This window comes from Streptomyces sp. N50, assembly GCF_033335955.1.
Taxonomy (GTDB): Bacteria; Actinomycetota; Actinomycetes; order Streptomycetales; family Streptomycetaceae; genus Streptomyces.
The window spans coordinates 5731257-5755632 of record NZ_CP137549.1 but is presented as its reverse complement, the minus strand read 5'-3'; the positions used below and the strand labels follow the sequence as shown (position 1 = coordinate 5755632).

Genomic DNA, 24376 nt, shown 5'->3' with positions numbered 1-24376 from the left:
ATGGACCAACTCGGCGGGGCCGTACGGGAGTTACCTGGTGAGATGGTCCGGCCCGAAGGCCTGCGGAAGCATCTCCGAGAGCGCGAGGATCCCCGCCGGTGTGTCCAGCAGCAGACCCGGGCCCCCGAACTCGTACAGCAGTTGGCGGCAGCGGCCGCACGGGACGAGGATGTCGCCCTTGCCGTCGACGCACGTGAAGTGGGTCAGCCGGCCGCCGCCGGTGCGCTGGAGGTTGGACACCAGTCCGCACTCCGCGCACAGGCCGAGGCCGTAGGACGCGTTCTCCACGTTGCAGCCGGAGACCGTGCGGCCGTCGTCGACCCGGGCGGCGACCCCTACGGGATAGCCCGAGTACGGCGCGTACGCGTGGGACATCGCCTCCCGCGCCTCGGCGCGCAGTTCGTCCCAGTCGACGGCCAACTCGGCGGCGGGCGAGGTCACTTGCCCTGTCCCTTCCGGTACGGCAGGCCGTCCGCCTTCGGCATCCGCAGGTGCTGCGCGGAGAGCGAGAGCACCAGCAGGGTGACGATGTAGGGGCTGGCGCCGACCAGTTGGGTCGGGACGGAGTCGGTGGTGGCGTACCAGACGAACATCAGGGCCGCGATGACGGCGGTGATGCCTGCGGGGACGTACCGCTTCTTCCAGACCAGGTAGGCGACGCCCGCGACCAGCAGGAAGCCGAGCAGCAGGATCAGGGCGTGCACGTTGGTGGAGCCGCCGCGCAGGTTGAGGCTGTCGGTGTAGCCGAACAGGCCCGCGCCCAGGGCGAGTCCGCCCGGCATCCAGTTGCCGAAGATCATCGAGGCGAGGCCGATGTAGCCGCGGCCGCCGGTCTGGCCGTCGAGGTAGACGTTGGACGCGACGATCGACAGGAAGGCGCCGCCGAGACCGGCGAAGCCGCCGGAGATGATCACGGCGATGTACTTGTACTTGTAGACGTTGACGCCCAACGACTCGGCGGCCACCGGGTTCTCACCGCAGGAGCGGAGGCGGAGGCCGAAGGCCGTGCGCCACAGGACCCACCAGGTGACGGGGACGAGGGCCACCGCGATGACCGTGAGCGGGGAGAGGTCGGTGATCAGACCGCCGATGAGGCCCGCGATGTCCGAGAGCAGGAACCAGTGCTTCTCGTTGAGCTTGTCCAGCCAGGTGGACAGGCCCGGGATGTCGAAGGTGCCGAGCGAGTCGATCGGCGGGGACTGCTTGGCGGAGCCCTGCTCGGTGTTGGCGAAGGTGAACTTCGAGAGGTAGCGGGTGGTGCCGAGCGCCAGGATGTTGATGGCGACACCGGAGACGATGTGGTTGACGTTGAACGTCACCGTGGCGATCGCGTGCAGCAGCGCGCCGAGGCAGCCGCCGATGATGCCGAAGACGATGCCGACCCACGGGCCCCACTGGTAACCGGCCCAGGCGCCGAACCAGGTGCCGAGGATCATCATGCCTTCGAGGCCGATGTTGACGACGCCCGCGCGCTCGGCCCAGAGACCGCCGAGACCGGCCAGCCCGATCGGCACCGCTGCCCTGAGGGCCGTGGACATCTGGCCGGTTGAAGTGATGCCGTCCGCGCCCGTGATGAGGCGGACGATCGACGTGAGGACGAGCGCGCCCGCGATGATCAGCAGGAGCACGGGGAGCGAGAAACGGCGGCCGCCCTTGCCGGGCTGCTGCGCCTGCGGCTTGGCGATGGTCGCGGTACTCATCGGGCCGCCACCTCCTTCTTCTCGGAGTTGTTGCGGGCGGCCGCGGCGAGTTCCTCGCCGACGCGCTTCTGCTGGCGGCGCAGGCCCCAGGTGCGGACGACCTCGTACGAGATGACGACCGCGAAGACGATCAGGCCCTGCATGATCGTGGCGATCTCCTTCTGGTACGCGACCGGGGTCGCGTAGTCCAGGGCGGGGGACGCCTTGTCGAGGAAGGCCCACAGGAGGGCCGCGAGGGCGATGCCGCCCGGGTTGTTGCGGCCGAGGAGGGCGATGCCGATGGCGGTGAAGCCCAGGCCCTCGGGGAAGGTGAGGCTGTAGGTGTGGCTGTCGCCGAGGAGGAGCGGGAGGCCTGCGAGGCCCGCGACACCGCCGGAGATCAGCATCGCGGTGAGCGTCATGCGCTTGGCGTCGACGCCGGAGGCCGCGGCGGCGGACTCGGACTCGCCGGTGGCGCGCAGGTCGAAGCCGAAGCGGGTGCGGTTGAGGACGAGCCAGTACAGGACGCCCATGATCACGGCGAGGAAGACCAGGCCGTAGATCTCGCCGACGTCCGAACCCATGTCGATGCCCGGGATCCAGCCGGACTTCTTCATGATGCCGGTCGTCATGTTGTTGCCGACCTGCACGCCCCAGGTGTTGGTCTGCGTGAGGTAGAGGATCAGGCTGGTGGCGATCGCGTTGAGCATGATCGTCGCGACGACCTCGCTGACCCCGCGGGTGACCTTGAGGACACCCGCGATACCGGCCCAGAAGGCGCCGGTGAGGACCGCGACGAGCAGCAGCAGCGGCACCTGGAGGACGGCCGGCAGTCCTACGTGCGCGCCGACGACCGCGGTCATCACGGCGCCGAGCCGGTACTGGCCGTCGACGCCGATGTTGAACAGGTTCATCCGGAAGCCGAGGGCGACCGCCAGGGCGGCGATGTAGTACATCGACGCCTGGTTGATGATCAGCACCTGGACGTCCGAGTACCCGATCTGCTGGAGCATCAGGTTGTACGGCTCGATCGGGTTCTTGCCCGAGGCAAGCAGCACGACCGAGGTCAGCAGGATCGCGGCGACAAGCGCCATGACCGGTCCGGCCACGGCGAGGAGCACGCGCTCCTTGTCGAACTTCTTCATCGGGCCTCGTCCTCCGGGGCGGCGGTGTCGTCCGCGTCTTCTACGGTGCTGTCCGCGCCGTTTTCTACGGTGCTCTCCGCGCCGTCCGCTGCTTCCTCGACGTGTTCGAGGTGACCGGAGGCGGCGCCGGTCATGGCCGAGCCGAGTTCCTCGGGGGTGACGGTGGCCGGGTCGGCGTCGGCGACCAGCCTGCCGTCGTAGATCACGCGCAGGGTGTCCGACAGGCCGATCAGCTCGTCCAGGTCGGCGGAGATGAGCAGCACGGCCAGGCCCTCGCGGCGGGCCTCGCGGATCTGGTCCCAGATCGCGGCCTGCGCGCCGACGTCCACACCGCGGGTGGGGTGGGCGGCGATCAGGAACTTCGGCTTGTGGCTCATCTCGCGGCCGACGATCAGCTTCTGCTGGTTGCCGCCGGAGAGGGAGGCCGCGGTGACGTCGATCCCGGGGGTGCGGACGTCGTACTCCTCGACGATCCGGCGGGTGTCGGCCTGGGCGCCCTTGATGTCCAGCCAGACGCCCTTGGAGTTGGGCTTCTCGGTGACGTGGCCGAGGATGCGGTTCTCCCACAGCGGGGCTTCCAGGAGGAGGCCGTGGCGGTGGCGGTCCTCGGGGATGTAGCCGATGCCCTTCTCGCGGCGCTTGCGGGTGGCCCAGGGCGTGATGTCGTCGCCGAGGAAGCCGATGGTGCCGGAGTCGGCGTTCTTCAGGCCGATCAGGGCGTCGATCAGTTCGGTCTGGCCGTTGCCCTCGACGCCGGCGATGCCCATGACCTCACCGGCGTGGATGGTGAAGGTGACGTCGTCCAGGACGCGCTTGGCGGTGCCGCCGGGGGTGGCGAGATCGCCCAGCAGTCCGCCGGCCGCGGGCTCGGACTCGGCGCCCAGGGAGGCGCCGCCGGCCGCGTAGACGGTGAGGCTCTTGACCTCGATGACGGGCTGGTCGGTGACCGTGGACTCCGCCGTCTCGGGGGTGGGGAGTTCGCTGCCGACCATCATCTCGGCGAGCTGGCGGGGGGTCGTCGCGGAGGGGACGGCCGTGCCGACGGTGGTGCCGCGCCGGATGACGGTGATCTCGTCGGCGACCGAGAGGACCTCGCCGAGCTTGTGGGAGATGAAGATGACCGCGAGGCCCTCGGACTTCAGCTCGCGCAGGTTGCTGAAGAGGGCGTCGACCTCCTGCGGGACCAGGACGGCGGTGGGCTCGTCCAGGATCAGGGTGCGGGCGCCGCGGTAGAGGACCTTGAGGATCTCGACGCGCTGGCGCTCGGCGACACCGAGGCTCTCGACGAGAAGGTCCGGGCGGACGTTCAGGCCGTAGCGGTCGGAGATCTCCTTGATCTTCTTGCGGGCGCCGCCGCCGATGCCGTGCAGCTTCTCGCTGCCCAGGACGACGTTCTCCAGGACGGTGAGGTTGTCGGCGAGCATGAAGTGCTGGTGGACCATGCCGATACCGCGGGCGATGGCGTCGGCGGGGGACGAGAAGGTGACGAGCTCGCCGTCGACGGCGATGGTGCCCTCGTCCGGCTTCTGCATGCCGTAGAGGATCTTCATCAGGGTCGACTTGCCGGCGCCGTTCTCGCCGACGAGGGCGTGCACGGTGCCTTTTCGGACACTGAAGCGGATGTCGCTGTTGGCGACGACACCCGGGAACCGCTTGGTGATCCCCACCAGCTCGACCGCGATCGTCGACTGATCGCCGAGTGGAGGGTTGCTGGACGCGTCGATGGCGAACTCTCCTCGTGGAAAGGGGCCTCTCTACGCGCGTAGCGCCCCTGCTTTAAATAGTGCCCGGACCTGATCGTTTTCTGTCTGGCATCCGATCCGTTCCGAGCATTCTGCCGCGCGAACGGGGCGTGAGGAGACATCCTCCCCACACCCCGTTCCGTGGCCGTAACGCTGTCATTACAGCGCTCTTTTGGCCATGGTCGTGACTGGCCTAGAACCAACGGTTCAGGAGGTCTTGACCTTGATCGAGCCGTCCTTGATGCCCGCCTCGGCCTTCGCGAGGGCGGCCTGCAGGGTGGCGTTGTTCTTGAAGGTCGGGTTCGAGTCGGCCAGGCCGACCGCGCCGTTGCTCAGGGAGCCGCGGATCTCGCCGCTCAGCGGCTTCTTGTCCTTGATGACGGACTTGGAGAGGTCGTACACCGCGCCCGCGACGTTCTTCAGGGCCGAGGTGAGGATGTACGGCTTGTACTTGGCCAGCGCGGCCTGGTTGTACTGGTCGGAGTCGACACCGATCGCCCACACCTTGTGCGCGGCGGCGGACTTGATGACGCCCTGGCCGGAGAGACCCGCGGCCGCGTAGACGACGTCCGCGCCGGCCTCGATCTGACCGTCGGCGGCGGCCTCGCCCTTGTCGGGGCTGGAGAAGCCACCCTGCGCGGCGGTCTGGGTCAGGTACTGCGACTTGACCGTGACGCCCTTCTTGGTGTCCTTGACGCCCTGCTCGAAGCCCGCCGCGAACTTGTGGATCAGGGGCACGTCCACGCCGCCGATGAAGCCGACGGTGTTCGACTTCGTGGTGAGCGCGGCGGTGACGCCGGCCAGGTACGAGGACTGCTCCTCGTGGAAGACCATGTCGGCGACGTTGGCGGCCGTGATGGTGTTGTCGTCGATGATGCCGAAGGTGATCTTCGGGAACTTCGCGGCGGCTTCCTTGACGGCGGGGGCGTAGGCGAAGCCGACACCGATCACCGGGTTGTAGCCGGACCTGGCGAGGGTCTCCAGGCGCTGCGTCTTGTCCGCGTCGGACTCGTTGTCCTGCGGCTCGACGTCGCGGCCGCTGACGCCGAAGTCCTTCTCGGCCTTGACGAGACCCGCGTAGGCGGCGTCGTTGAAGGACTGGTCGCCCTTGCCGCCGACGTCGTAGGCAAGACCAATACCCTTGGACGTGCCGGAGCTGCTGCTGCTGGAGCTGGACTCGCTGGACGAGCTGCCGCAGGCGGAGACGGTTACTGCAAGAGCTGCGGTTGCAACGCCTGCAACCGCGATTCGGGACACCCGGCGCATGGAACGAGACTCCTTCGTGCAAGCGCCCAAACCAGGCGCTGGTTCCGCCGCAGCGTAACGCGCGTAGACCAGACGGAAAACCCCATCTGTCCGGTCCGTTATAGAGCTGTGGCCACAGATGGTGGCCAGCGTACGGACAGCCAGGCGCCCCTTGCGGGAGGCAAGGGGCGCCTGGCTGCAACGATGCCCGTAGGGGCTAGTCGCAGCCCCTGGTCCTGACGGGTCGTACTACTTCGTGTTGACGGTGACCTTGCCGTCGATGATGTCCTGCTTGGCCTTGTCCACGGCCGCCACGGCGGCGGTCATGGCCTTGTACTTCGGGTTGGAGTCGGCGAAGCCGACGCCGTCGTTGTCGAGGCCGTAGCGGACCACGCCGGTCTTGGGCTTGCCCTCGTACACCGACTTCACCAGGTCGTAGACCGCGCCGCCGACGTTCTTCAGGGCCGAGCCGAGGATGGCGTCCTTGTACTTGGCCAGCGCCGCCTGGTTGTACTGGTCGGAGTCCACGCCGATGGCCCAGATGCCCTTGGCGGAGGCCTCGGAGATGACGCCCTGGCCGGAGAGACCGGCGGCGGCGTAGATGACGTCCGCGCCCGCGTCGATCTGGCCGCTCGCCGCGTCCTTGCCCTTGTCGGGGCTGGAGAAGCCGCCCTGGGCCGCGGTCTGCGTCAGGTACTGCGACTCGATCTTGATGCTCGGGTTGACGGACTTGGCGCCCTGGTCGAAGCCGGCCTCAAACTTGTGGATGAGGGGGACGTCCACGCCGCCGATGAACCCGATGTGGTTCTTCTTGGTGGCCTTGGCCGCGGCGACGCCCGCCAGGTACGAGGACTGCTCCTCGTGGAAGACGAGGTCGGCCACGTTGGCGGCCTTGTCCTGCTCGTCGTCGATGATGCCGAACGTGATGTTCGGGAACTTCGCCGCGGCCTCCTTGACGGCCGGCGCGTAGGCGAAGCCGACACCGATCACCGGGTTGTAGCCGGCCGTGGCCAGGCTCTCCAGGCGCTGCACCTTGTCCGCGTCGGACTCGTTGTCCTGCGGCTCGATGTCGCGGCCGGTGAGGTTGAACTCCTTCTCGGCCTTCTGGAAACCGGCGTAGGCCGCGTCGTTGAAGGACTGGTCGCCCTTGCCGCCGACGTCGTAGGCGAGGCCGATGCCCTTGCCGGTGTACTTGCCGGACGAGGACGACGAGCTGTCGCTCGCCTTGTCGGCGTCCTTGCTGGAGCTACCGCAGGCGGTCGCCGCGAGGGCGATGACCGTGACGGCCACCGCAGCTTGGGAGAACTTCGTCCTCCGAGTTGTCTGACGCACAGCAAGCACTCCTTCGTCCCCACGGCACCGTCACCGGACCGCTTCCCCAAGCCGCCGCCTCTGTGGCGATTTCCGCGCACAGTAACGCGCGTAGACGAGGAGGGGAACGGTGTTTCTCCGTGCCGTTACCGGATCGTGCCGCCGCCGCGTTACGTTCACGCGCCGGTGGTTACACCCGGGTGACACAAGGGGACGTAGGGGTACCGAACGGGCACCCCCACGCCCCCCTCGTGCTCAGATCGCGCCGTCGATCAGCGCGGCCGCGGTGAACAGCTCCACGCCGACCGTGATCGCGGACTCGTCGGCGTCGAAGTCGCCCTGGTGGAGATCCCGTACGGTCCGCTCCCCCGGGGTGCGGACGCCGAGCCGGGCCATGGCGCCGGGCACGTGCTCCAGGTACCAGGAGAAGTCCTCGCCGCCCAGGCTCTGTTCGGTGTCCTCGACGGAGAGGGGACCGCGGCGCGCGGTCATGGCGTCCCGGAGCAGTTCGGTGACGAGCGCGTCGTTGACGACGGGCGGCACCCCGCGCACGTAGGTGATCGCGGACTTGGCCCGGTGCAGCCCGGCGACCTCGTCGATGGCCGCGTGCACGATGTCGGGCGCCTGGCGCCAGGCATCGAGATCGAGACACCGTACGGTGCCGGAGAGCTCGGCGTGCTGCGGAATGACGTTGGGCGCGTGGCCCGACTCGATCCTGCCCCAGGTCACCGACACCCCGCTCCGCGCGTCCATCCTCCGGGCGACGATCGCGGGCACGTCGGTGGCGACGCGGGCGGCGGCGGTCACCAGGTCGGTGGTGAGGTGCGGCCGGGCGGTGTGGCCGCCGGGGCCGTCCAGGGAGACCTCCAGCCGGTCGCAGGCGGAGGTGATGGGGCCGATGCGCAGCCCGATCCGCCCGCTGTCGACCTTGGGGTCGCAGTGCACGGCGATGATCCGGCCGACCCCGTCCAGCACCCCGCACTCGATGGCGTCGGCGGCACCGCCGGGCAGGACCTCCTCGGCGGGCTGGAAGAGCAGCCGTACGGCACGCGGCAGGAGTCCCTGTTCGTGCAGCCGGGCCAGCACGAGGCCGGCGCCGAGGACGACGGTGGTGTGCACGTCGTGGCCGCAGGCGTGGGCGCGGTCGGGCACGGTGGAGCGGTACGCGCACTCACTCTTCGTGTCCGGGATGGGCAGGGCGTCGATGTCGGCGCGGAGCGCGAGCATCGGTACGGCGGTGTCGCGGGGTCCGATGTCACAGACGAGCCCGGTCCCCATGGCGAGGACCCGGGGTTCGAGACCGGCCAGCTCCAGCCGCGCCTTGATCGCCGCGGTGGTCCGGAACTCCTGGTTGCCCAGCTCGGGGTGCATGTGCAAGTCCCGCCGGAACGCGACGAGTTCGGCACGCAGGTCCTCCGGCAGGGTGCCCAGAAGCACGTTCCCGACGGATTCGGCCTCGGACTCTGCCTCGGACCCTGCCTCGGACTCTGGTGACATCAATTGCTTCACCCTCTGAAGGGTAGGGCGCCCGGGTGGTCAACTGACCCTCGATCAACAAAAGTTCAACCCGTTAGTCGAAGAAAATCTGACCGCCGACCGCATAGCCGCCTGTGGAGATGGGTAAACTCTCCGCTCCTTCTGGGATACCACGGCTCACCCCAGCACGGCTCACCCCGTCCGTATCACGGACACGGTCACCCAGCGTGGCCCGTCGTGTCCCTTGATAGGGTCCGCCGACGTGACCGACCCGAACGCGGCTCCGACCGCGGACTTCATAGAGGCCACCCGCTCCTCCTACGACGCGATCGCGCCCGCCTACAGTGCCGAGCATCCGGACGGCCTGGGCGAGGGCCCCGTCGAGAGCGCCCTCCTGACCGCCTTCGCCGAGCTCGTCCGTACGGCGGCGCCGGGCGAGGCGCAGGTGGCCGACGTCGGCAGTGGCCCCGGCTACGTGACCGCGCGCCTGAACGCCCTCGGCCTGCACGCCTTCGGTATCGACATCTCCCCGCACATGGTGGCGCTGGCCCGCGAGGCGCATCCCCGACTCCGGTTCCAGGTCGGCTCGATGACCGCCCTGGACGTACCGGACGCGACCCTGGGCGGTGTCATCGCCCTCTACTCGACGATCCACATCCCGGACGCCGAACTGCCCGGTGTCCTCGCGGAGTTCCACCGGGTCCTCCGGCCGGGCGGCTACGTCCTGCTCGCGTTCCAGGCCTCGGAGGGCGAACACATCCACATGACCGAGCGCTACGGCCAGGACATCTCGCTGGACTACTACTTCCGCACCCCGGCCGAGATCGCCACGTACCTCACGGAGGCGGCCCTGAGCCTCTACGCCCAGGCCCGGGTCGAGCCGCAGGGCCAGCAGAAGTGGGGGCGCGCTTTCGCGCTGGCTCACAAGGCGACGGGGTCCGCCTGAGCGCGGACGGTGAGCGGCAGCGGTGAACGCGCCCCGAGCCGAGCGGCACAGTCGGCGACGGTCGCGGCCAGCCAGCCGACCGCGTCGCAGGACCACTCGGCGAGTTCACCGCGCAGTGTCATGCCGTGCACGGTGACCTCGTCGTCCCCGCACATGAACACGTCCTGCTCCAAGTCCCGCAGGTCCAGGACGAGTTGACGCGCGATGGCCGGGATCAACGGATCCCGGCCACTGCCGATCCGGACGTCCACCGGGGTCCTGGCCGCCGGATCGCGCTCACCGAACCAGGCGACGGTCAGCATCGACGGTACGGCCGCGTAGGCCGGCCGCGCCGCCGGATCGATCCCCCGCACCGGCAGCAGCACCTGCACCGCGGAGAGCCGCACCGTGCCGATCCGCGCCGTCACGTCCTGGGCGCAGCGGAGGAACTGCTGTACGGGGAGCGGCCGTTCGGCTGTCACAGCACCGGCCTCGACCTGGAACCAGGAGACCCGTCCCGGGCCTGGCGCGGCCTGCGGAGGACTGGACCCGGCGTCGTTCATGGCCCACAGCCCGGGACCGCCCGCTGTGTGCTCCTCCAGCCAGCCCATCGCGAGCGACCGCTGGTAGAAGAGCTGATAGGCGTCGTGCTCGGGGTCGTGCCAGGCGTGCGGGGTCAGTTCGCCGTACAGGGCGGCGAACAGGGTGCCGGCGGTGGGCGGGGTCGTAGGCGCGATTCCTGGTTGTGGTTGCACGCCTTGAGGGTGACAGGACGCCCCCGCCCGGACCGCGCTACGCGGCCGTCACCGCCGACAGCCGGTGCACATCCCGTGCCGTCCCCGTGACCCCCGACAGGAACCCCTGTGCCCGGGGTGAGGCGTTCTCCGTCAGCCACGCGGGGTCGATGTCGCAGACCGCGACCCGTACCTCCGTGCCCACCAGGGCCAGCGGCAGCGTATGCACCACCGTCGACGGGAAGCTGAGGATCGTACGGCCGATGGGGCCGCGGCGGGCGATCAGTTCCAGGGGGAGGTCCGGGCGGACGATCTCCAGGCCTGTCTCGACCGCCAACCGGTGGAGTTTCTCCGTGCTTTCGCGGCGGTGGGCGAAGTAGCGGGTCGCGCCGTGGGTCTTGGCGAGGGTGGCCACCGCTTCCAGGTAGCGGTCGTTGTCCACAACTCCCGTTTCCACCAGGGACGTTCCGACCATGTCCGCGCCCTTGGTGATGCGCGGCGGGCCGAACGTGGCGCGGGTCCAGGCGAATGCGTTCGGGGTGATCGTGACGCCCTCGGGGGTCGTCTCGATCGGCATCGACGAGAAGACCTCCACCGTGCGGCGGGCGCTCGGGGTCAGGCGGCGGCGGGCCGCCGAGGAGACCGGGGCGAAGATCAGGTCGCGGGGGCCGGGGCGGCCGCCCTTGCGGTGCCAGCGCACCAGCCGTTCCCCGCTGGCGAGCTGGGCGACGAACTCCATCGTCGCGGTGCCGTCGTCCACGACCACCAGCTCGCGTGCCTTGGTGATCGTCAGCAGCAGTTGTACGTAGCGGGAGAACGGGTCTCCCATCACGATCCGGTCCGCCTTGCGCAGCAGCCGGGTGAGGCCGCCGATCGTCTGGAAGGGGGCCGCGGGTCCGCCCCGCGCCTCCTCCCAGCGCACGGTGTGGCCCTCGTCGCGGGCCAGGTCGGCCATGCGGCGCAGCTGGCCGCGGGTCATCGGGTCGGTCGGCGACAGGACCACGAGGGTGAGCCCCCCGCCGGACCCGCCGGGTGCCTCCTCGGCCCTGGGCGCACGCAGGTGCGCCCACTCCAGCACGTTCAGAAGCTGTACCGGACTCTCCACGAACGCGAGAGTGTGGGGGGTGAGGCCGGCGGTGCCGGCGTGGGGGCTCATTGTCGTACGACCGTCCCGTGACCGTAAGTGACGCTGGCGCTGGCTCTTGATGGCTCAGACTCAGACCGCGACCGGCTCGCCCGCTGCCGCGGCGATCTCCGCCTCGGCCACCACGCCGTTGACGCGGCGCAGCTTCTTCATCGGGCCCAGCTCGGACTCGTAGACCTTCTTGACGCCGTCGCCGAGGGAGGCCTCGATGGTGCGGATGTCGCGGACGAGGCGGGTCAGGCCCTGCGGCTCGACCGACGCGGCCTGGTCCGAGCCCCACATGGCGCGGTCGAGGGTGATGTGACGCTCGACGAAGGTGGCGCCGAGCGCGACCGCGGCGAGGGTGGTCTGGAGGCCCGTCTCGTGACCGGAGTAGCCGATCGGGACGTTCGGGTACTCGGCCTGGAGGGTGTTGATGACGCGGAGGTTGAGCTCCTCGGCCACCGCCGGGTAGGTCGACGTGGCGTGGCACATCAGGATGTTGTCCGAGCCGAGGACCTCGACCGCGTGGCGGATCTGCTTCGGGGTCGACATGCCGGTGGAGAGGATGACCGTACGGCCCGTGGCGCGGAGGGAGCGGAGCAGTTCGTCGTCCGTCAGGGACGCGGAGGCCACCTTGTGGGCGGGCACGTCGAACTTCTCCAGGAACGCGACGGCCTCGGTGTCCCACGGGGAGGCGAACCAGTCGATGTTCTTCGACTTGGCGTACTCGTCGATCTGGCGGTACTCGTCCTCACCGAACTCCACGCGGTGGCGGTAGTCGATGTAGGTCATGCGGCCCCAGGGGGTGTCGCGCTCGATGTCCCACTGGTCGCGCGGGGTGCAGATCTCCGGGGTGCGCTTCTGGAACTTGACGGCGTCGCAGCCGGCCTCGGCGGCGGCGTCGATCAGCTTGAACGCGTTCTCCAGCTCGCCGTTGTGGTTGATGCCGATCTCGCCGACGACGTAGACGGGGTGGCCGGGGCCTGCGGTCTTCGAACCGAACTGGCGCAGACGGGAGTTGATGCTCATGACAGCGGGTTTCCTTACTTGGTGAGGGAATCGAGAGAGGGGCCGAGGATCCAGCTGGCGATCTCTCGGACAGCGCCGTCGCCACCGGGCACGGTGGTGACCGCGCGTGCGGCGCCGCGTACGACGTCGTGGGCGCTCGCGACCGCCACGGGCCAGCCCACGAGGGCGAAGCACGGGAGGTCGTTGACGTCGTTGCCGACGTAGAGCACGCGCTCCGGCGCGATGCCCTGCTCCTCGCACCACTGCTTGAGTGCGAGGTCCTTCCGGTCGATGCCGTGCAGGACCGGGAGCTGGAGCTTCCGGGCCCGGGCGGCGACGACCGGGTTCTGCTCCGAGGACAGGATCAGCATCTTCAGGCCGCTCTTGCGCAGCGCCGCGATGCCGAGTCCGTCGCCGCGGTGCACGGCGACAAACTCCCGTCCGTCGGAATCGATCAGCACCCTGTCGTCGGTCTGGGTGCCGTCGAAGTCGAGTACGACCGCGTCGATGTCGTCGGCGGTCGGGAGCGAACCGGGGCGGTCCGCGTCGAAGAGAGGGGCCAACGCCCGTGCCCTGGCCAGCTCGTGGGGATCGTCGATCTCCAACACCCGGGCGGGGTCGGTCCGTACGAGTTCCGTGCGGCCGAAGAAGCGGTGGCCGACCTTGCGGAAGCCGGCCGCGTCCATGCCGTAGACGGCGCCGGTCTCCAGGAAGTCCTGGGGGCGGTCCTGGCGGCGCGGGCGGAACGACTTGTCGTGGTTGACGCCGTAACCGCCGCTGGTGACAGGGGGGTTGGCGACCTTCGTGGCGCCGCCGACCTGGCCGGTGCCGGTCGCCTCGACGACCGCCGTGGCCTCGTCGTCGGCGTCGCGCCACACGAAGCCGTGGAAGGGGGCGACGGTGTGCGCGGTGTCGGCGCCGTTCGCGACGATCGCGTTGACGATGCCGTCGACGTCCTCGCGGACGATGAAGGGGCTGGTGCACTGGACGAGGAGGACGACGTCGACCGCGGAGCCGTGCAGCGCCTCGTGGGCGTCCATGGCGTGCAGGACGGCGGCCTCGGAGGTCGCGGTGTCACCGGCGATGGCGGCGGGCCGCAGCACGACCTCGGCGCCGGCCTGGCGGGCGGCTGCGGCGATGGCCTGGTCGTCGGTGGAGACGACGACGTCCGTGACCAGTCGGCTGGCGCGGCACTCGCGCACGGCGCGGGCCACCAGCGGTACGCCTCCGACGGGGGCGAGGTTCTTGGCGGGGACGCCCTTGGAGCCGCCGCGCGCGGGGATCACCGCGAGCACCCGGCGCATCGAAGCGCCTTGGCCTGCCTGCGAGTTGGACATGGGCTCTACTCCTTGAGCGGAAGTCTCGGTGTGCGCGGCCGCGGCGTTCGCCGCTCTGGCGGTCACAGCTCCCCCATCCGGCGGATGACGGGCGCCACGCGCTGCACGCCGTGGCGGTAGGCGCCGCGCGCGGCCCGGCGGACGATCTGCCGGACGGGGCCTGGCGCCTTGTCCGCGGCGGGGGCGCCGGGCAGCGGGGTGCCGTCCGGGCCGAGGTGGTGGCGGGCGAGGATGCCGGGCAGATAGCCGGGGGCGGTCTCGGGCGTGTAGTACGGGGTCAGCGGCGCCATCTCGTCGCCGGCCAGCAGCTTGACGATGCGCTCCCGGGCCGCGTCGAAGGCCGTCTCGTACGAACCGTCGGCCATGACGCCCTGCCGGGCCACCCACTCCGCGTCCGGCACCGGCTTGTACCCGGCGTCGAGCTGGTCCCAGGAGGCGAGGCACCCGGAGCCCACGAAGTGGTGGTTGCCGAGCCCCTCGCGGATGCCGAGGTCGGTCAGCACGACGGTGGGGATACGGCGGTGCAGGGACTCCAGGGCGGCCGTGGAGCTGATGGTCACCAGGAGGTCGGTGCGGTCGAGGACGTCGCCCATGTGCCCGTACACCAGGCTGAAGTTGGCGGGGAGGTCCTTGCCCTGAACCAGCTTCTGGTAGGGCAACTCCTCGATGTGCGTGGTGTGTTCGCCCGGCTTGGAGCGGAGCTTGAGCAGCACCTCGCGGTTGGGGTGGAAACGGGCGTGCTGGATCGCCCTGTTGAGCAGGTAGTCGCGGTCCCGGCGGTTGTCGGGCACCGAGGGCTGCACGGCGAAGACGACCGTGTACGGGTCGTGCTCGCCGGTGTAGGCGTCCCCGCCGAGGAACGGCAGGGCGACCTCGGTGACCGCCGAGGAGTCGGCGCCGACCCCGTCGTAGACCGCCTTGAAACGGTCCGCGTCCTGGCGGGAGTTGGCGAGGACGAGGTCCGCGCCGTGCCGGAGCAGCAGACCGTCGGTGAGCTTCTCGTAGACGACGCCGACATAGCCGGTGACGACCACGGGGCGCTTGGCGCGTCCGTCCCAGGCGCGGGCCAGACCGTGCAGCATCGCCTGGACCCCGCCGCCGACGAGGGAGAGCACGAGGATGTCGTAGGACTCCTTCTCCATGGCGCGCAGGAACTCGACGGCGGTCACCTCGCGGAGGGAGTCGGCGGTGACGCCGACTTCCTTCAGCTGGCGGGCTGTTGGGGTGGCACGACCCCGCAGGAGGTACCCGTCCAGAGAGATGTCCGAATTCGGCGGAGCAATACGGTTCGCGGTGAGCGAACCCCATTTCCACCGGGTGTCGGAATCCGCGAGGACGGCTACTCGCAGGGTCTGCGTTGCACTTGCTGGCACACCGAAGACGCTAGGAAGCCATTCCGTTGATCGGCCCAACCAGAAGGCAACAAACGGTTAACAGCACACCGCCGAATGGCGAATCAGGGCGTGGTAGGGCCGTAAAAATTCCTGGTTCACAGGTTCGCCACGTGGCGTTCACCCGACATCAAACCAATGGTAAAGACCGATGCCGGAGCGCCCTCTAACGTCATGCGGGTGGTCAAGCTCTCCGTCATCGTGCCGTTCTACAACGTGCAGCAATACGCGCCCGACACCCTGAAGAGCCTGCGTGGGAACACACGGGAGGACTTCGAATTCATCTTCGTCGACGACTGTTCGACCGACGAGACCCCTGACATTCTCGCGCGCGCGGAGCGGGAGCTGCCAGGCGTCGTGCATGTCAGACACCAGAAGAACGGAGGGCTGGCGACCGCCCGCAACACCGGCATCGACAAGGCACGTGGCGAGTATCTGACGTTCCTGGACGGCGACGACTGGCTCGCCCCGGACTACTTCCCCCGCCTGCTGGCCGCCATCGAGGAACTCGGCTGCGACTTCGTGCGCACCGACCACGTGGTGTCCACGGCCAAGGCCCGCTCGATCGCCCGGGTTCCGCAGGGCCGGCGCGGTGTGGTGCTGAACCCGCGGGACGCGATCCTGCCCGCCGACCGCTCCACCTCCGTGGACTACGCCTACGCCTGGGCGGGCATCTACCACCGCAGACTGGTCGACCGGGGCCTGCTGCACTTCACCGACGGGCTGCGCACGGCCGAGGACCGGCCGTGGATCTGGAAGCTGCACCGGGAGGCGGAGTCCTTCGCCACGGTGGGGCTGCTGGGGGTGTTCTACCGGCGGGGGGTCGCCTCGTCGCTCACCCAGATCGGGGACGTCAGGCAGCTCGATTTCATTCGTGCGTTCGACCAGGTAATCGAGGAGACGGCGGCTGACCGCGACGCCGATAAACTGCTGCCAAAAGCGGTGCGCACGTATTGCGCGATCATGGCTCATCATCTCGGATCGATCGAGAGGTTCGAACCCGCCGTGGCTCGAAAACTGCGTTCACTGAGTTCCGCGGCGCTCAAGCGCATGCCCCAGGATGTTCTGGCGGAGGTAATGGACTCGATGGACCCCCAGCGCGCGAGCCGGCTGCGGCGACTGCGCCGCCGTCCCACCTCGGCGCGGACGGTGGCCGCCTGATGCCCCGCACCACCCAGATCCTGTGCGCGTCGACCCTGTACGGCGCCGCGACGCTGGCCGCCGCGCTGGACGCCGGGCTCCTCGGCGAGGCCGACCGCAGGCTGCTGCTGATCACCAACAACGCGGCGAACCCGGAGACCACCCCGTCGGTGGACACCATGCCGGGCTTCGACCGGCTCCGGGACCGCTTCGACGACGTCCTGTCGTGGAACGAGACCATCTCCCCCTTCCACCCGAGCGGTTGGAGCCCGCGGGGCGACGACGTCCCGATGTGGGAGCGGTACGTACGGCTGCTGTGGCGGCTCGGCGACGACGAGATCCGGCTCGCCGTGGAGTCCGTCCAGGTCAATCCGTCGCTCGCGCTGTGCCAGCTGTTCACCGGCGCCCCGGTCGACGTCTACGCGGACGGCCTCATAAGTTACGGCCCCACGCGCGACAAGATCGACCCGCTGGTCGGCACCCGCATCGAGCGGCTGCTGCACCTCGATCTCGTCCCGGGCCTCACCCCGCTGCTGCTCACCGAGTTCGGCGTCCCGCCGGAGCTGGTCCCGACGGAGGCCTTCCTCAAGGTACTTGGCGAACTCGCCGAGTCCGAGAGCGAGTTGCCCGCCGTGAAGGGCCAACCGGCCCTGCTGCTGGGCCAGTACCTCGCCGCGCTCGGCATCCTCACCGACCAGCAGGAGGAGGAGCTGCATCTGCGCATGGTGCGCGGGGCCGTGGCCCTCGGCCATCGCGAGCTGGTGTTCAAGCCGCACCCCGTGGCGCCCTCCCGCTGGTCGCGTCTCCTGGAGGACGAGGCGACGAAGCTGGGTGCCCACCTCACCCTGCTGGACCGCCCGGTGCTCGCCGAGGTCGCCTTCCAGCGGATGCGGCCCGCCCTGGTCGTCGGCTGCTTCTCCACCGCGCTGTTCACCGCCGCCGGTCTCTACGACATCCCGGTCGCGCGGGTCGGCACGGACACCCTGCTGGCCCGGCTCGCGCCCTACCAGAACAGCAACCGGGTGCCGCTGACCATCGTGGACCACGTGCTGCCCGACCTCGCCGACAAGAAGGCGGTGACGGACTGGCGGATGCCGTCGGCGGAGCGGGTCGAGGAACTGGCCGGACTTCTCAAGGCAGTTGGCTTCGCGATGCAGCCCAAGATCTATCCCCGGCTGCGCGCGGACGCCGAGCGGTACCTCTCGGCCCACCTCAATCCGCACACGTGGCGCTATTTCAAACGCCGGCGCCTGACCGCGCTGGCGCTGCCCGGGGCCGTACCGGCACAACTGTCCTTCATTCCGCGGAATCAGACGGTCCGGCGCATCGCGCGTCGCGCCCGTGCTTTGTCCGGACGTTAGCGTCCATTCAAATTGTTCATCCGGGCGACATGTAGGAGACCCCTGTGTGTCGCCGGTGAATTGCCTCTCATCCGTCGAACGTTCGTAGCGTCACATCGTTCCCCAGCGGAACAGCCATTCGACGTCGGCTAGAAAGGCCCAGGATGAACGCGGTTGACCAGGCCCTGGCACCCACCCTGAGGGGCCAGGACCCTGGGCAGGAACCGGAGCAGCCACCCGTCGCCCCGTCCCGCCCGCCCCGGGAGAACCGGCTGCGCGCCCTGGACGGACTGCGGCTGCTGGCCGCGCTGATGGTGTGCCTGTACCACTTCACCGGCAAGAACGGCGAGGTGGCCTCCTCCTGGCACCAGTCCCCCGGGAAGATGTTCCCGACCCTGTCCGAGGCGGGCACCTACGGCTCGCTCGGCGTGCAGTTCTTCTTCCTCATCAGCGGCTTCGTGATCTGCATGAGCAGCTGGGGCAAGTCGATGGGCGAGTTCTTCCGCTCCCGCATCGCCCGCCTGTACCCGGCGTACTGGGTGGCCCTGATCCTGGTGGGCACCGCGTCGGTGCTGATGCCGGTGGTCGTCAAGCCGCTGCGCTCGGACGAGTTCCTCGTCAACTTCACCATGCTCCAGCAGCCGTTGGGCGTGCCCCGCGTCATCGGCGTGGACTGGACGCTCTGGGTGGAGATGCGGTTCTACCTGTTCTTCGCGCTGTTCGTGATCTGGAAGGGCGTCACCTACCGCCGTGTGGTGACCTTCTGCATCCTGTGGACGTTCGCCGGCTGCTTCGCCCGGGTCGCCGACAACCCGCTGACGACGGAGCTGACGATGCGCGACCACGCGCCGTACTTCATCGGCGGCCTCGCCTTCTACCTGATCTACCGCTACGGCAGCGACCTGCTTCTGTGGGGCATCGTGGGGATGTCCTTCCTGCTGGGTCAGCGCTACTCGGTGACGGCGCTGTGGCACCCGGGCATGACCGGCGACTTCCACCGCAACCCGCATGTCATCCAGGCGATCGTGTTCGTCGCCTTCGCGGCGGTGGCGGCGGTGGCGCTGGGCTGGACGAGCTGGGCGAACTGGAGCTGGCTGACGCTGGCCGGTGCGCTGACGTACCCGTTCTACCTGATCCACGAGCACCTGGGCTGGTTCGCGATCCGCGTCCTGCACCGGGGCTTCGGGCTCGGCCCGTACGAGACGCTGGCGCTGACCGTGCCGGGGCTGCTGTGCCTGGCGTATCTGATGCACCGCTTCGTCGAGAAACCGTTCGGGCCACGGCTGAAGCGGACGATGTCGCTGCAGTCGAAGCAACTGGCGGCGAAGCTGGGGAAGTGATCCGGCGCTGAGAACGCCCCAGGGGCCCCCGGCATCGCCGGGGGCCCCTGGTGTTCGTTCAGGCCTGCGCGGCCCGGATACGGCGCACCACGCGCCGTACGGTCGGGTTCCTGCGCAGTGACTCCGCGCGGACCGCGCTGCCGCCGGGGAGACGGAGGCTCGTCAGGCGGCGCTTCTTGAAGTACTGCGGGTACTCGTCGAGGTGGACGGCGAGCCAGGCGGACACCTCGTCGCGCATCGCGTGGTGCTTGAGGGCCTGCATGCAGTAGCCGACGGCCCGCACCAGCGGCGCCAACTGCTCGGCCAGGGCGCCCAGTTCGAGCGGCTGCCCGACCTTGTCCTTCTCGGCGTCCGGCAGGATCGCGTCGATCACAGTGAGCGGGATGCGGTTGCTGTTCTCGTACGGCGTGATGCGTTCGAGGAGCAGGCCGGTGCCGACGCGGGCGACGGGGATGTCGTAGAGGGCGGCGGCCGTCATCAACGCCGTGGAGAAGCAGCCGATGACCAACTGCGGGCGGAGATGAGCGAAGACCGTCTCGGCGAGGACCGGCTCGCGCAACACCGTGAGGCGGACGCCGAGTTGGTCGGCGGTCTGCTCAAGTGACGTGCTGTAGACGGCCGGTGCGCTGGGGTGGGGCTTGAACAGGACGTCCTGGTGGCCCGCCTTCGCCGCGGCGCGCAGCATGCGGACGTGCAGCTGCTCCTCCTCGTCCTGGGTGATCAGGTCGATCGCGGAGAGGTACTGGCCGAGCATGACGGCCGTGGGCCGGTTCTCCTGGGGCAGCCTGTCGGCGAGGATCGAGGCGCCCTCCTCGCCGATCTGGGCGAGGACGTCGACGATCGCCTCGTTCGGGACGGGCTGCGGCTCGACCCCGTACTCGGACAGCAGCATCGGCCGCAGCCCGGGTATCAGGTCGAGGTGCAGCACGCGCGCGATGCGGCTGTTCAGGTTGTGCGGGATGCGGTTGCGGGTGGGGCCGTAGCTCATCAGGCCGTCCGCGTACACGTGCACCGGGCTGTCGGCGAAGATGTCGGCGACCGCGCGGGAGGGGTTGGCCTGGATGGACTCGCAGGCGATCTCCACGTCCTCGTCGCCGAGGTTCCAGGCCAGGCGTACGGCCTTCTCCCACAGGGCGGCGTCCTGGGCGCGCGGGGACCAACCGGCCGGGTGGAACGGCGAGATGAACTCGTTCCACGAGCGGACCTCGTCGAATTCGGGGCGCAGCTTCTCGAAGCCGGGCATCCGGTCCAGCGGGGTGCCGACCTCGGGCACGGCGGCCGTGTTGCTGACCACCAGGATGCGGCGGTGGGCCGCGCGCGGGCCGAAGAAGCCGGCGCGGATCGCGGCGGTGACGGTCGCGGCGGCGTACTGCGTGGCCGAGAAGAAGATCTGCGTCGTGCCGCTCTTCGTCCCGCTGTTCGTGCCGCTGTTCGTGCCGCTGATCGTGGCGCTCATGCCGCGACTCCCTTCATGCCACCGCGGATGCGCCGCAGCGTGTGCACACGTTCCTCGCCCATGCCGACGAGTGCTTCGTTGAGTTCGGTCTCCGTCATCCGGCCGAGCGTCTCGGCGGCCATCTGGCGCAGCTTGGCGTGCACGCTGCGCTCGAAGCGGCCCCGGTCCAGGAGCTGGTGGGCGATGACGACGCAGTAGTTGCGCAGCGCCTTCTTCCTCAGTTTGGCGGCTTCCGGGTCGTCGGCGAGTTCGGCGAGGACCAGGTCGAAGGAGCGGAAGAAGTCCAGCTGGCGGACGTCGCCGATCTGGGTCAGCGAACCGGCGAGCCCCCGGCGGTAGAAGACCCCGCGCAGGCTGGCGGCGACGTAGGACTCCGCCTTGCGGTGCAGTTCCCAGATCCAGGGGCGGTCCTCGGCGGTACGCAGGCCGTCGTGGAAGCGCAGCAGGCCCCGGTCGAGGAGGCGGCGGTGGTAGATGCCGGCCCAGGCGTACGGGTAGTCGACCATCGTCGTGTCGTCGACGGGGAGGATCGAGCTGCGCGGGTCGAGCGGGGTGTGCCGGCGGCCCTCGGGGGAGCGCTGGATGGCCCGCTCGACGCCGGTGACCGTGACGTGGTCGGTGCGCACGAAGTCGACGTCGAACCGCTCGATGACGTCGACCAGGTCGGCGAGGTAGCCGGGCGCGAGCCAGTCGTCGCCGTCGAGGAACGTGAGGTAGCGGCCCTCGGCCTCGTCGATGCCGGTGTTGCGGGCGGTGGCCAGACCGCCGTTCTTCTCGTGCCGGATGACCCTGCTGTTCGGGAGCCGCTTCGTCAGCTCCAGGAGAGCCTCATAGGTCTTGTCCTTGGTCGAGCGGTCCTCGACGAACAGGAACTCGAACTCGTCCCGCGCGTTGTTGATCAGGCTGGTCACCGTTTCCGGGACATAGGCCTCGATGTTGTAGCAAGGGACGATCACGGACAGTGTTGGGGGGCGGTTGGTCACGCGTACACCTGGGCTCTCTCCGGGGCGGATTCTTGTGACCGTAGGAGATGTTCGAGCCCTGATATCAACCCTGCCGGGGCCAACAGGTGAACGCACGGTAACGGCCCGGCCTCCTCGGGCGTTCAGCTGACGCCGAAACGGACCTCGATGCCCGCGATCAGCAGGGCGAGCCCCTCCTCGAAGTGCCGGCCGTAGTCCTCGAAGATCTCCGCGCCCGCCGCGGCCGACAGCGGGAAGTCGGCCATCAGACGGGCGCGTTCCTCCACGTCGTAGCCCTCGCGCCGCTCGTCCGGCAGCGGCTGGACGCCCTGCTCCTCGCTGACGAAACCGATCGTGTAGAGGTACGACGTCGAGGCCGCGCGGACCGCCTGGGCGAGGGTGAAGCCGGCCTCGGTGAACAGGCGCAGGGTGCGTTCCATCTCCACGGCGTGCGGCGTGCCGGTGAAGCGGGAGCCGCTGAAGACCTTGGCGCCGTCGCGGTAGCCGAGCAGCGCGTCGCGCAGTCCGCGGTTGGACTTCAGCAGCCGGTCCCGCCAGGTGTCCTCGGGGGCGAGCGGGGCGTCGGCGACCATCCGCCGGTACATCTCCGTCGCCATCTCATCGAGCAGCGCCTGCTTGTCCTTGAAGTGCCAGTACAGCGCGGGCGCCTTGACGTCCAGCTCCTTGGCGATGGCGCGCAGGGTCAGCCCGTCGAGGCCGACCTCGTTCAGGAGTCTCAGGGCCGTGTCCGCCACGCGCTTGCGGTCGAGGGGGGTGCGTCGTTCCGTACTCACGCTTGACAACTTAACACCGTTAAGGCCACCCTCGGAACCGACGGAACTTAACAGCGTTAAGGAGACTGGATCATGACCGATCACGTGGACGTACTGATCGTCGGCGCCGGCCCCACCGGACTGACCCTCGGCATCGACCTCGCCCGGCGCGGGGTGGACGCGCTGGTCGCGGAGAAGGCGGACGCGCTGTTCCCCGGCTCGCGCGGCAAGGGGATCCAGCCGCGCACGATGGAGGTCTTCGACGACCTCGGCGTGATCGACGCGGTCCTCGCGCGGGGCGGCGCCTACCCGGTCGGGGCGGTCTGGCAGGACGGCCGGAAGGTCGGCGAACACCAGATGTTCGACCCGTCCGGGACGGACCCCGACACCCCGTACGGCACCCCGTGGATGGTGCCGCAGTGGCGCACCCAGGAGATCCTGTCCGCCCGGCTGACGGAGCTGGGCGGGACGGTGGCCTTCGGACGGGAGGTCACCGGCTTCACCCAGGACGGGACGGGGGTGACCGTCGAGTTCGCCTCCGGGACGGCCGTCCGCGCCCGGTACGTCGTGGCCGCCGACGGTGGCCGCTCGGTCGTACGCCGGACCCTCGGGATCGGCATGACCGGCGAGACGGTCGACCCGAACCCGATGCTGGTGGCGGACGTCCGGATCACCGGCCTGGACCGCGACAACGTGCACGTCTTCCCGCCGCGCGGCGACGACGGCTTCCTCGCGGTCTTCCCGCTGGCCGGCACCGCGGACTTCCAGGTCATCGCCCAGTTCCCGGAGGGCACCGACGTCGACCTCTCGCTCGACGGCGTCCGCAAAACCGTGGCCGGCCGCACCCACCTCGCCCCCGAGGACGTGACCGAGCTCCGCTGGGCCTCGGACTTCCGGCCCCGCGCGGCCCTCGCCGACCGTTTCCAGCAGGGCCGGGTCTTCCTCGCCGGCGACGCGGCGCACGTCCACTCGCCGGCCGGCGGGCAGGGCCTCAACACCAGCGTCCAGGACGCCTACAACCTGGGCTGGAAGCTGGGGGCGGTGCTGCGCGGCGGGGCCCCCGCGAGCCTGCTCGACACCTACGAGGAGGAGCGGCTCCCCAACGCCGCCGCGATGCTCGGCCTGTCCACGAAGGTCCACCGGGGCGAGACCCGCCGAGGCGAGGCGACCCGCCAACTGGGCATCGGCTACCGGGAGTCGAGCCTCACGGAGGAGACCCGGGCACCGGGAGAGGGGATCCGCGCCGGGGACCGCGCCCCGAACCGGACCATCGCGGGCGTACGCCTCCTGGACGCCTTCCGGGGCCCGCACTGGACCCTGCTCGCGCTGGACACGAAGGCACCGGTGGTCGGGGACGCCGTACGCGTCGTAGAAGGCCCGGCGACCGAGACGTACGGGACGGGCCTCTTCCTGGTGCGCCCCGACGGCTACGTCGGCTGGGCGGGCGACACGGACGACGGCCTGGCCGCGTACACGGAACGCTTCGGCCTGGACGTCTAGTTACACGGAGCTGGCCAGTGAGAGCTTCAGCGCGAAGCCCAGGAACAGCGCACCCGCCGCCGAGGTGGCGCCCGCCGCGAGCCGCCTGCGACGGCGGAAGGCCGTCGCCAGCCGGGTCCCGCTGAAGATCAGGGCACTGAGGTACAGGAAGCTCGCCAGCTGCGCGAAGGCGCCGAGCACGACGAACGACAGGGCGGGATAGGCGTACCCCGGATCGACGAACTGCACGAAGAAGGCGACGAAGAACAGGATCGCCTTCGGGTTGAAGAGACTCACGACGAAGGCGCGGCGGTACGGCCGTTCCTCGGCCGCCTCCGCGACGGGCGCCGGTTCCATCGCCGCCCGCTCCTTGCGGCTGCGCCACATCGACCACGCGGCCCGCAGCATCCCGAACGCCAGCCAGGTCAGATACCCGGCCCCCGCGTACTTCACGATCCCGAACAGCACGGCGTTGGCCTGCAGCAGCGAGGCGACCCCGGCCGCGGAGAGCGTCATCAGCACGGTGTCCCCGCACCACACACCGGCGGCGGCCGTGTACCCGGCCCGGGTCCCGCGCCGGGCGGCGACCGAGAGGACGTAGAGCGAGTTGGGCCCGGGCAGCAGAACGATCAGGACGAGGCCGGCCAGGTAGGTGGGGAGGTCTATGACACCGAACATGGGAACGAGTGTCGCACGCGGGCGCACGGCCCCACAGGTGCGGAAAGGCTGGGGGTAAATCTAACCGCTGTCCTGTGCGATGACCGGTT

At 69.6% G+C, this 24376-nt stretch carries 21 protein-coding genes; 5 read left to right on the top strand and 16 right to left on the bottom strand.

The features are described from left to right. Window positions 1–30 precede the first annotated feature (30 nt). From R2B38_RS25990 to R2B38_RS25960, 7 genes are all read right to left on the bottom strand, one after another. Window positions 31–441 (bottom strand): cytidine deaminase, encoded by a 411-nt coding sequence (locus R2B38_RS25990; RefSeq protein ID WP_318018393.1) that lies wholly within the window; start codon window positions 439–441, stop codon window positions 31–33. Further along, window positions 438–1700 carry an ABC transporter permease gene (locus R2B38_RS25985; protein WP_318018392.1) on the bottom strand — a complete coding sequence of 421 codons (1263 nt, stop codon included), beginning with the start codon at window positions 1698–1700 and terminating at the stop codon, window positions 438–440. Before R2B38_RS25985 ends, R2B38_RS25990 begins: the two co-directional genes overlap by 4 nt. Then, a complete protein-coding gene (locus R2B38_RS25980) occupies window positions 1697–2824 on the bottom strand; it encodes an ABC transporter permease (protein ID WP_318018391.1) in 1128 nt (375 codons plus the stop codon). The genes R2B38_RS25985 and R2B38_RS25980 overlap by 4 nt, the downstream gene beginning before the upstream one ends. Then, window positions 2821–4506 carry an ABC transporter ATP-binding protein gene (locus tag R2B38_RS25975; protein ID WP_318021790.1) on the bottom strand — a complete coding sequence of 562 codons (1686 nt, stop codon included), beginning with the start codon at window positions 4504–4506 and terminating at the stop codon, window positions 2821–2823. Before R2B38_RS25975 ends, R2B38_RS25980 begins: the two co-directional genes overlap by 4 nt. 267 nt (window positions 4507–4773) lie before the next feature. Continuing rightward, window positions 4774–5832 carry a BMP family ABC transporter substrate-binding protein gene (locus tag R2B38_RS25970; protein WP_318018390.1) on the bottom strand — a complete coding sequence of 353 codons (1059 nt, stop codon included), beginning with the start codon at window positions 5830–5832 and terminating at the stop codon, window positions 4774–4776. Window positions 5833–6060: 228 nt separating this feature from the next. Further along, entirely contained in the window at window positions 6061–7101 is a 1041-nt protein-coding gene (locus tag R2B38_RS25965; RefSeq protein ID WP_318021789.1) for a BMP family ABC transporter substrate-binding protein, read from the bottom strand. Between the two features lie 276 nt (window positions 7102–7377). Next, entirely contained in the window at window positions 7378–8619 is a 1242-nt protein-coding gene (locus R2B38_RS25960; protein WP_318018389.1) for an amidohydrolase, read from the bottom strand. Window positions 8620–8860: 241 nt separating this feature from the next. Between R2B38_RS25960 and R2B38_RS25955 the strand changes: the two genes are divergently transcribed. Beyond that, window positions 8861–9544 carry a class I SAM-dependent methyltransferase gene (locus R2B38_RS25955; protein ID WP_318018388.1) on the top strand — a complete coding sequence of 228 codons (684 nt, stop codon included), beginning with the start codon at window positions 8861–8863 and terminating at the stop codon, window positions 9542–9544. Here R2B38_RS25955 and R2B38_RS25950 read toward each other — a convergent pair. From R2B38_RS25950 to R2B38_RS25930, 5 genes are all read right to left on the bottom strand, one after another. After that, on the bottom strand, window positions 9520–10278 hold the full coding sequence (locus tag R2B38_RS25950) for a hypothetical protein (protein WP_318018387.1): 759 nt from the start codon (window positions 10276–10278) through the stop codon (window positions 9520–9522). The two genes, R2B38_RS25955 and R2B38_RS25950, sit on opposite strands and share 25 nt — an antisense overlap. 37 nt (window positions 10279–10315) lie before the next feature. After that, window positions 10316–11413 carry a hypothetical protein gene (locus R2B38_RS25945; RefSeq protein WP_318018386.1) on the bottom strand — a complete coding sequence of 366 codons (1098 nt, stop codon included), beginning with the start codon at window positions 11411–11413 and terminating at the stop codon, window positions 10316–10318. 60 nt (window positions 11414–11473) lie between these two features. After that, entirely contained in the window at window positions 11474–12412 is a 939-nt protein-coding gene (locus R2B38_RS25940) for an N-acetylneuraminate synthase family protein (RefSeq protein WP_318018385.1), read from the bottom strand. A gap of 14 nt (window positions 12413–12426) precedes the next feature. Next, complete coding sequence (locus R2B38_RS25935; protein ID WP_318018384.1) at window positions 12427–13728, bottom strand: N-acylneuraminate cytidylyltransferase; 1302 nt, start codon at window positions 13726–13728, stop codon at window positions 12427–12429. A 62-nt stretch (window positions 13729–13790) separates the two neighbouring features. After that, window positions 13791–15101: a DUF6716 putative glycosyltransferase gene (locus R2B38_RS25930; protein ID WP_318018383.1), complete on the bottom strand. Its 1311-nt coding sequence runs from the start codon at window positions 15099–15101 to the stop codon at window positions 13791–13793. 198 nt (window positions 15102–15299) lie between these two features. Between R2B38_RS25930 and R2B38_RS25925 the strand changes: the two genes are divergently transcribed. From R2B38_RS25925 to R2B38_RS25915, 3 genes are all read left to right on the top strand, one after another. Further along, window positions 15300–16280 (top strand): glycosyltransferase family 2 protein, encoded by a 981-nt coding sequence (locus R2B38_RS25925; RefSeq protein WP_318018382.1) that lies wholly within the window; start codon window positions 15300–15302, stop codon window positions 16278–16280. Next, window positions 16280–17620 (top strand): polysialyltransferase family glycosyltransferase, encoded by a 1341-nt coding sequence (locus tag R2B38_RS25920; protein ID WP_318018381.1) that lies wholly within the window; start codon window positions 16280–16282, stop codon window positions 17618–17620. The genes R2B38_RS25925 and R2B38_RS25920 overlap by 1 nt, the downstream gene beginning before the upstream one ends. A gap of 143 nt (window positions 17621–17763) precedes the next feature. Next, window positions 17764–18939 (top strand): acyltransferase, encoded by a 1176-nt coding sequence (locus tag R2B38_RS25915; protein ID WP_318018380.1) that lies wholly within the window; start codon window positions 17764–17766, stop codon window positions 18937–18939. A gap of 58 nt (window positions 18940–18997) precedes the next feature. On the opposite strand, the gene R2B38_RS25910 is transcribed toward R2B38_RS25915, so the two are convergent. The 3 genes from R2B38_RS25910 to R2B38_RS25900 all read right to left on the bottom strand — a co-directional run bounded on the left by R2B38_RS25910 (window position 18998) and on the right by R2B38_RS25900 (window position 22151). Continuing rightward, complete coding sequence (locus R2B38_RS25910) at window positions 18998–20395, bottom strand: polysialyltransferase family glycosyltransferase (protein ID WP_318018379.1); 1398 nt, start codon at window positions 20393–20395, stop codon at window positions 18998–19000. Next, window positions 20392–21378 (bottom strand): glycosyltransferase family 2 protein, encoded by a 987-nt coding sequence (locus R2B38_RS25905; protein ID WP_318018378.1) that lies wholly within the window; start codon window positions 21376–21378, stop codon window positions 20392–20394. Before R2B38_RS25905 ends, R2B38_RS25910 begins: the two co-directional genes overlap by 4 nt. A 122-nt stretch (window positions 21379–21500) precedes the next feature. Then, window positions 21501–22151: a TetR/AcrR family transcriptional regulator C-terminal domain-containing protein gene (locus R2B38_RS25900; RefSeq protein WP_318018377.1), complete on the bottom strand. Its 651-nt coding sequence runs from the start codon at window positions 22149–22151 to the stop codon at window positions 21501–21503. 72 nt (window positions 22152–22223) lie between these two features. On the opposite strand from R2B38_RS25900, the gene R2B38_RS25895 reads away from it, so the two are divergent. Beyond that, window positions 22224–23630 (top strand): FAD-dependent oxidoreductase, encoded by a 1407-nt coding sequence (locus tag R2B38_RS25895; protein WP_411978497.1) that lies wholly within the window; start codon window positions 22224–22226, stop codon window positions 23628–23630. Here R2B38_RS25895 and leuE read toward each other — a convergent pair whose 3' ends face one another. Continuing rightward, on the bottom strand, window positions 23631–24287 hold the full coding sequence (gene leuE / locus R2B38_RS25890) for a leucine efflux protein LeuE (RefSeq protein WP_318018376.1): 657 nt from the start codon (window positions 24285–24287) through the stop codon (window positions 23631–23633). Between the last annotated feature and the right edge of the window lie 89 nt (window positions 24288–24376).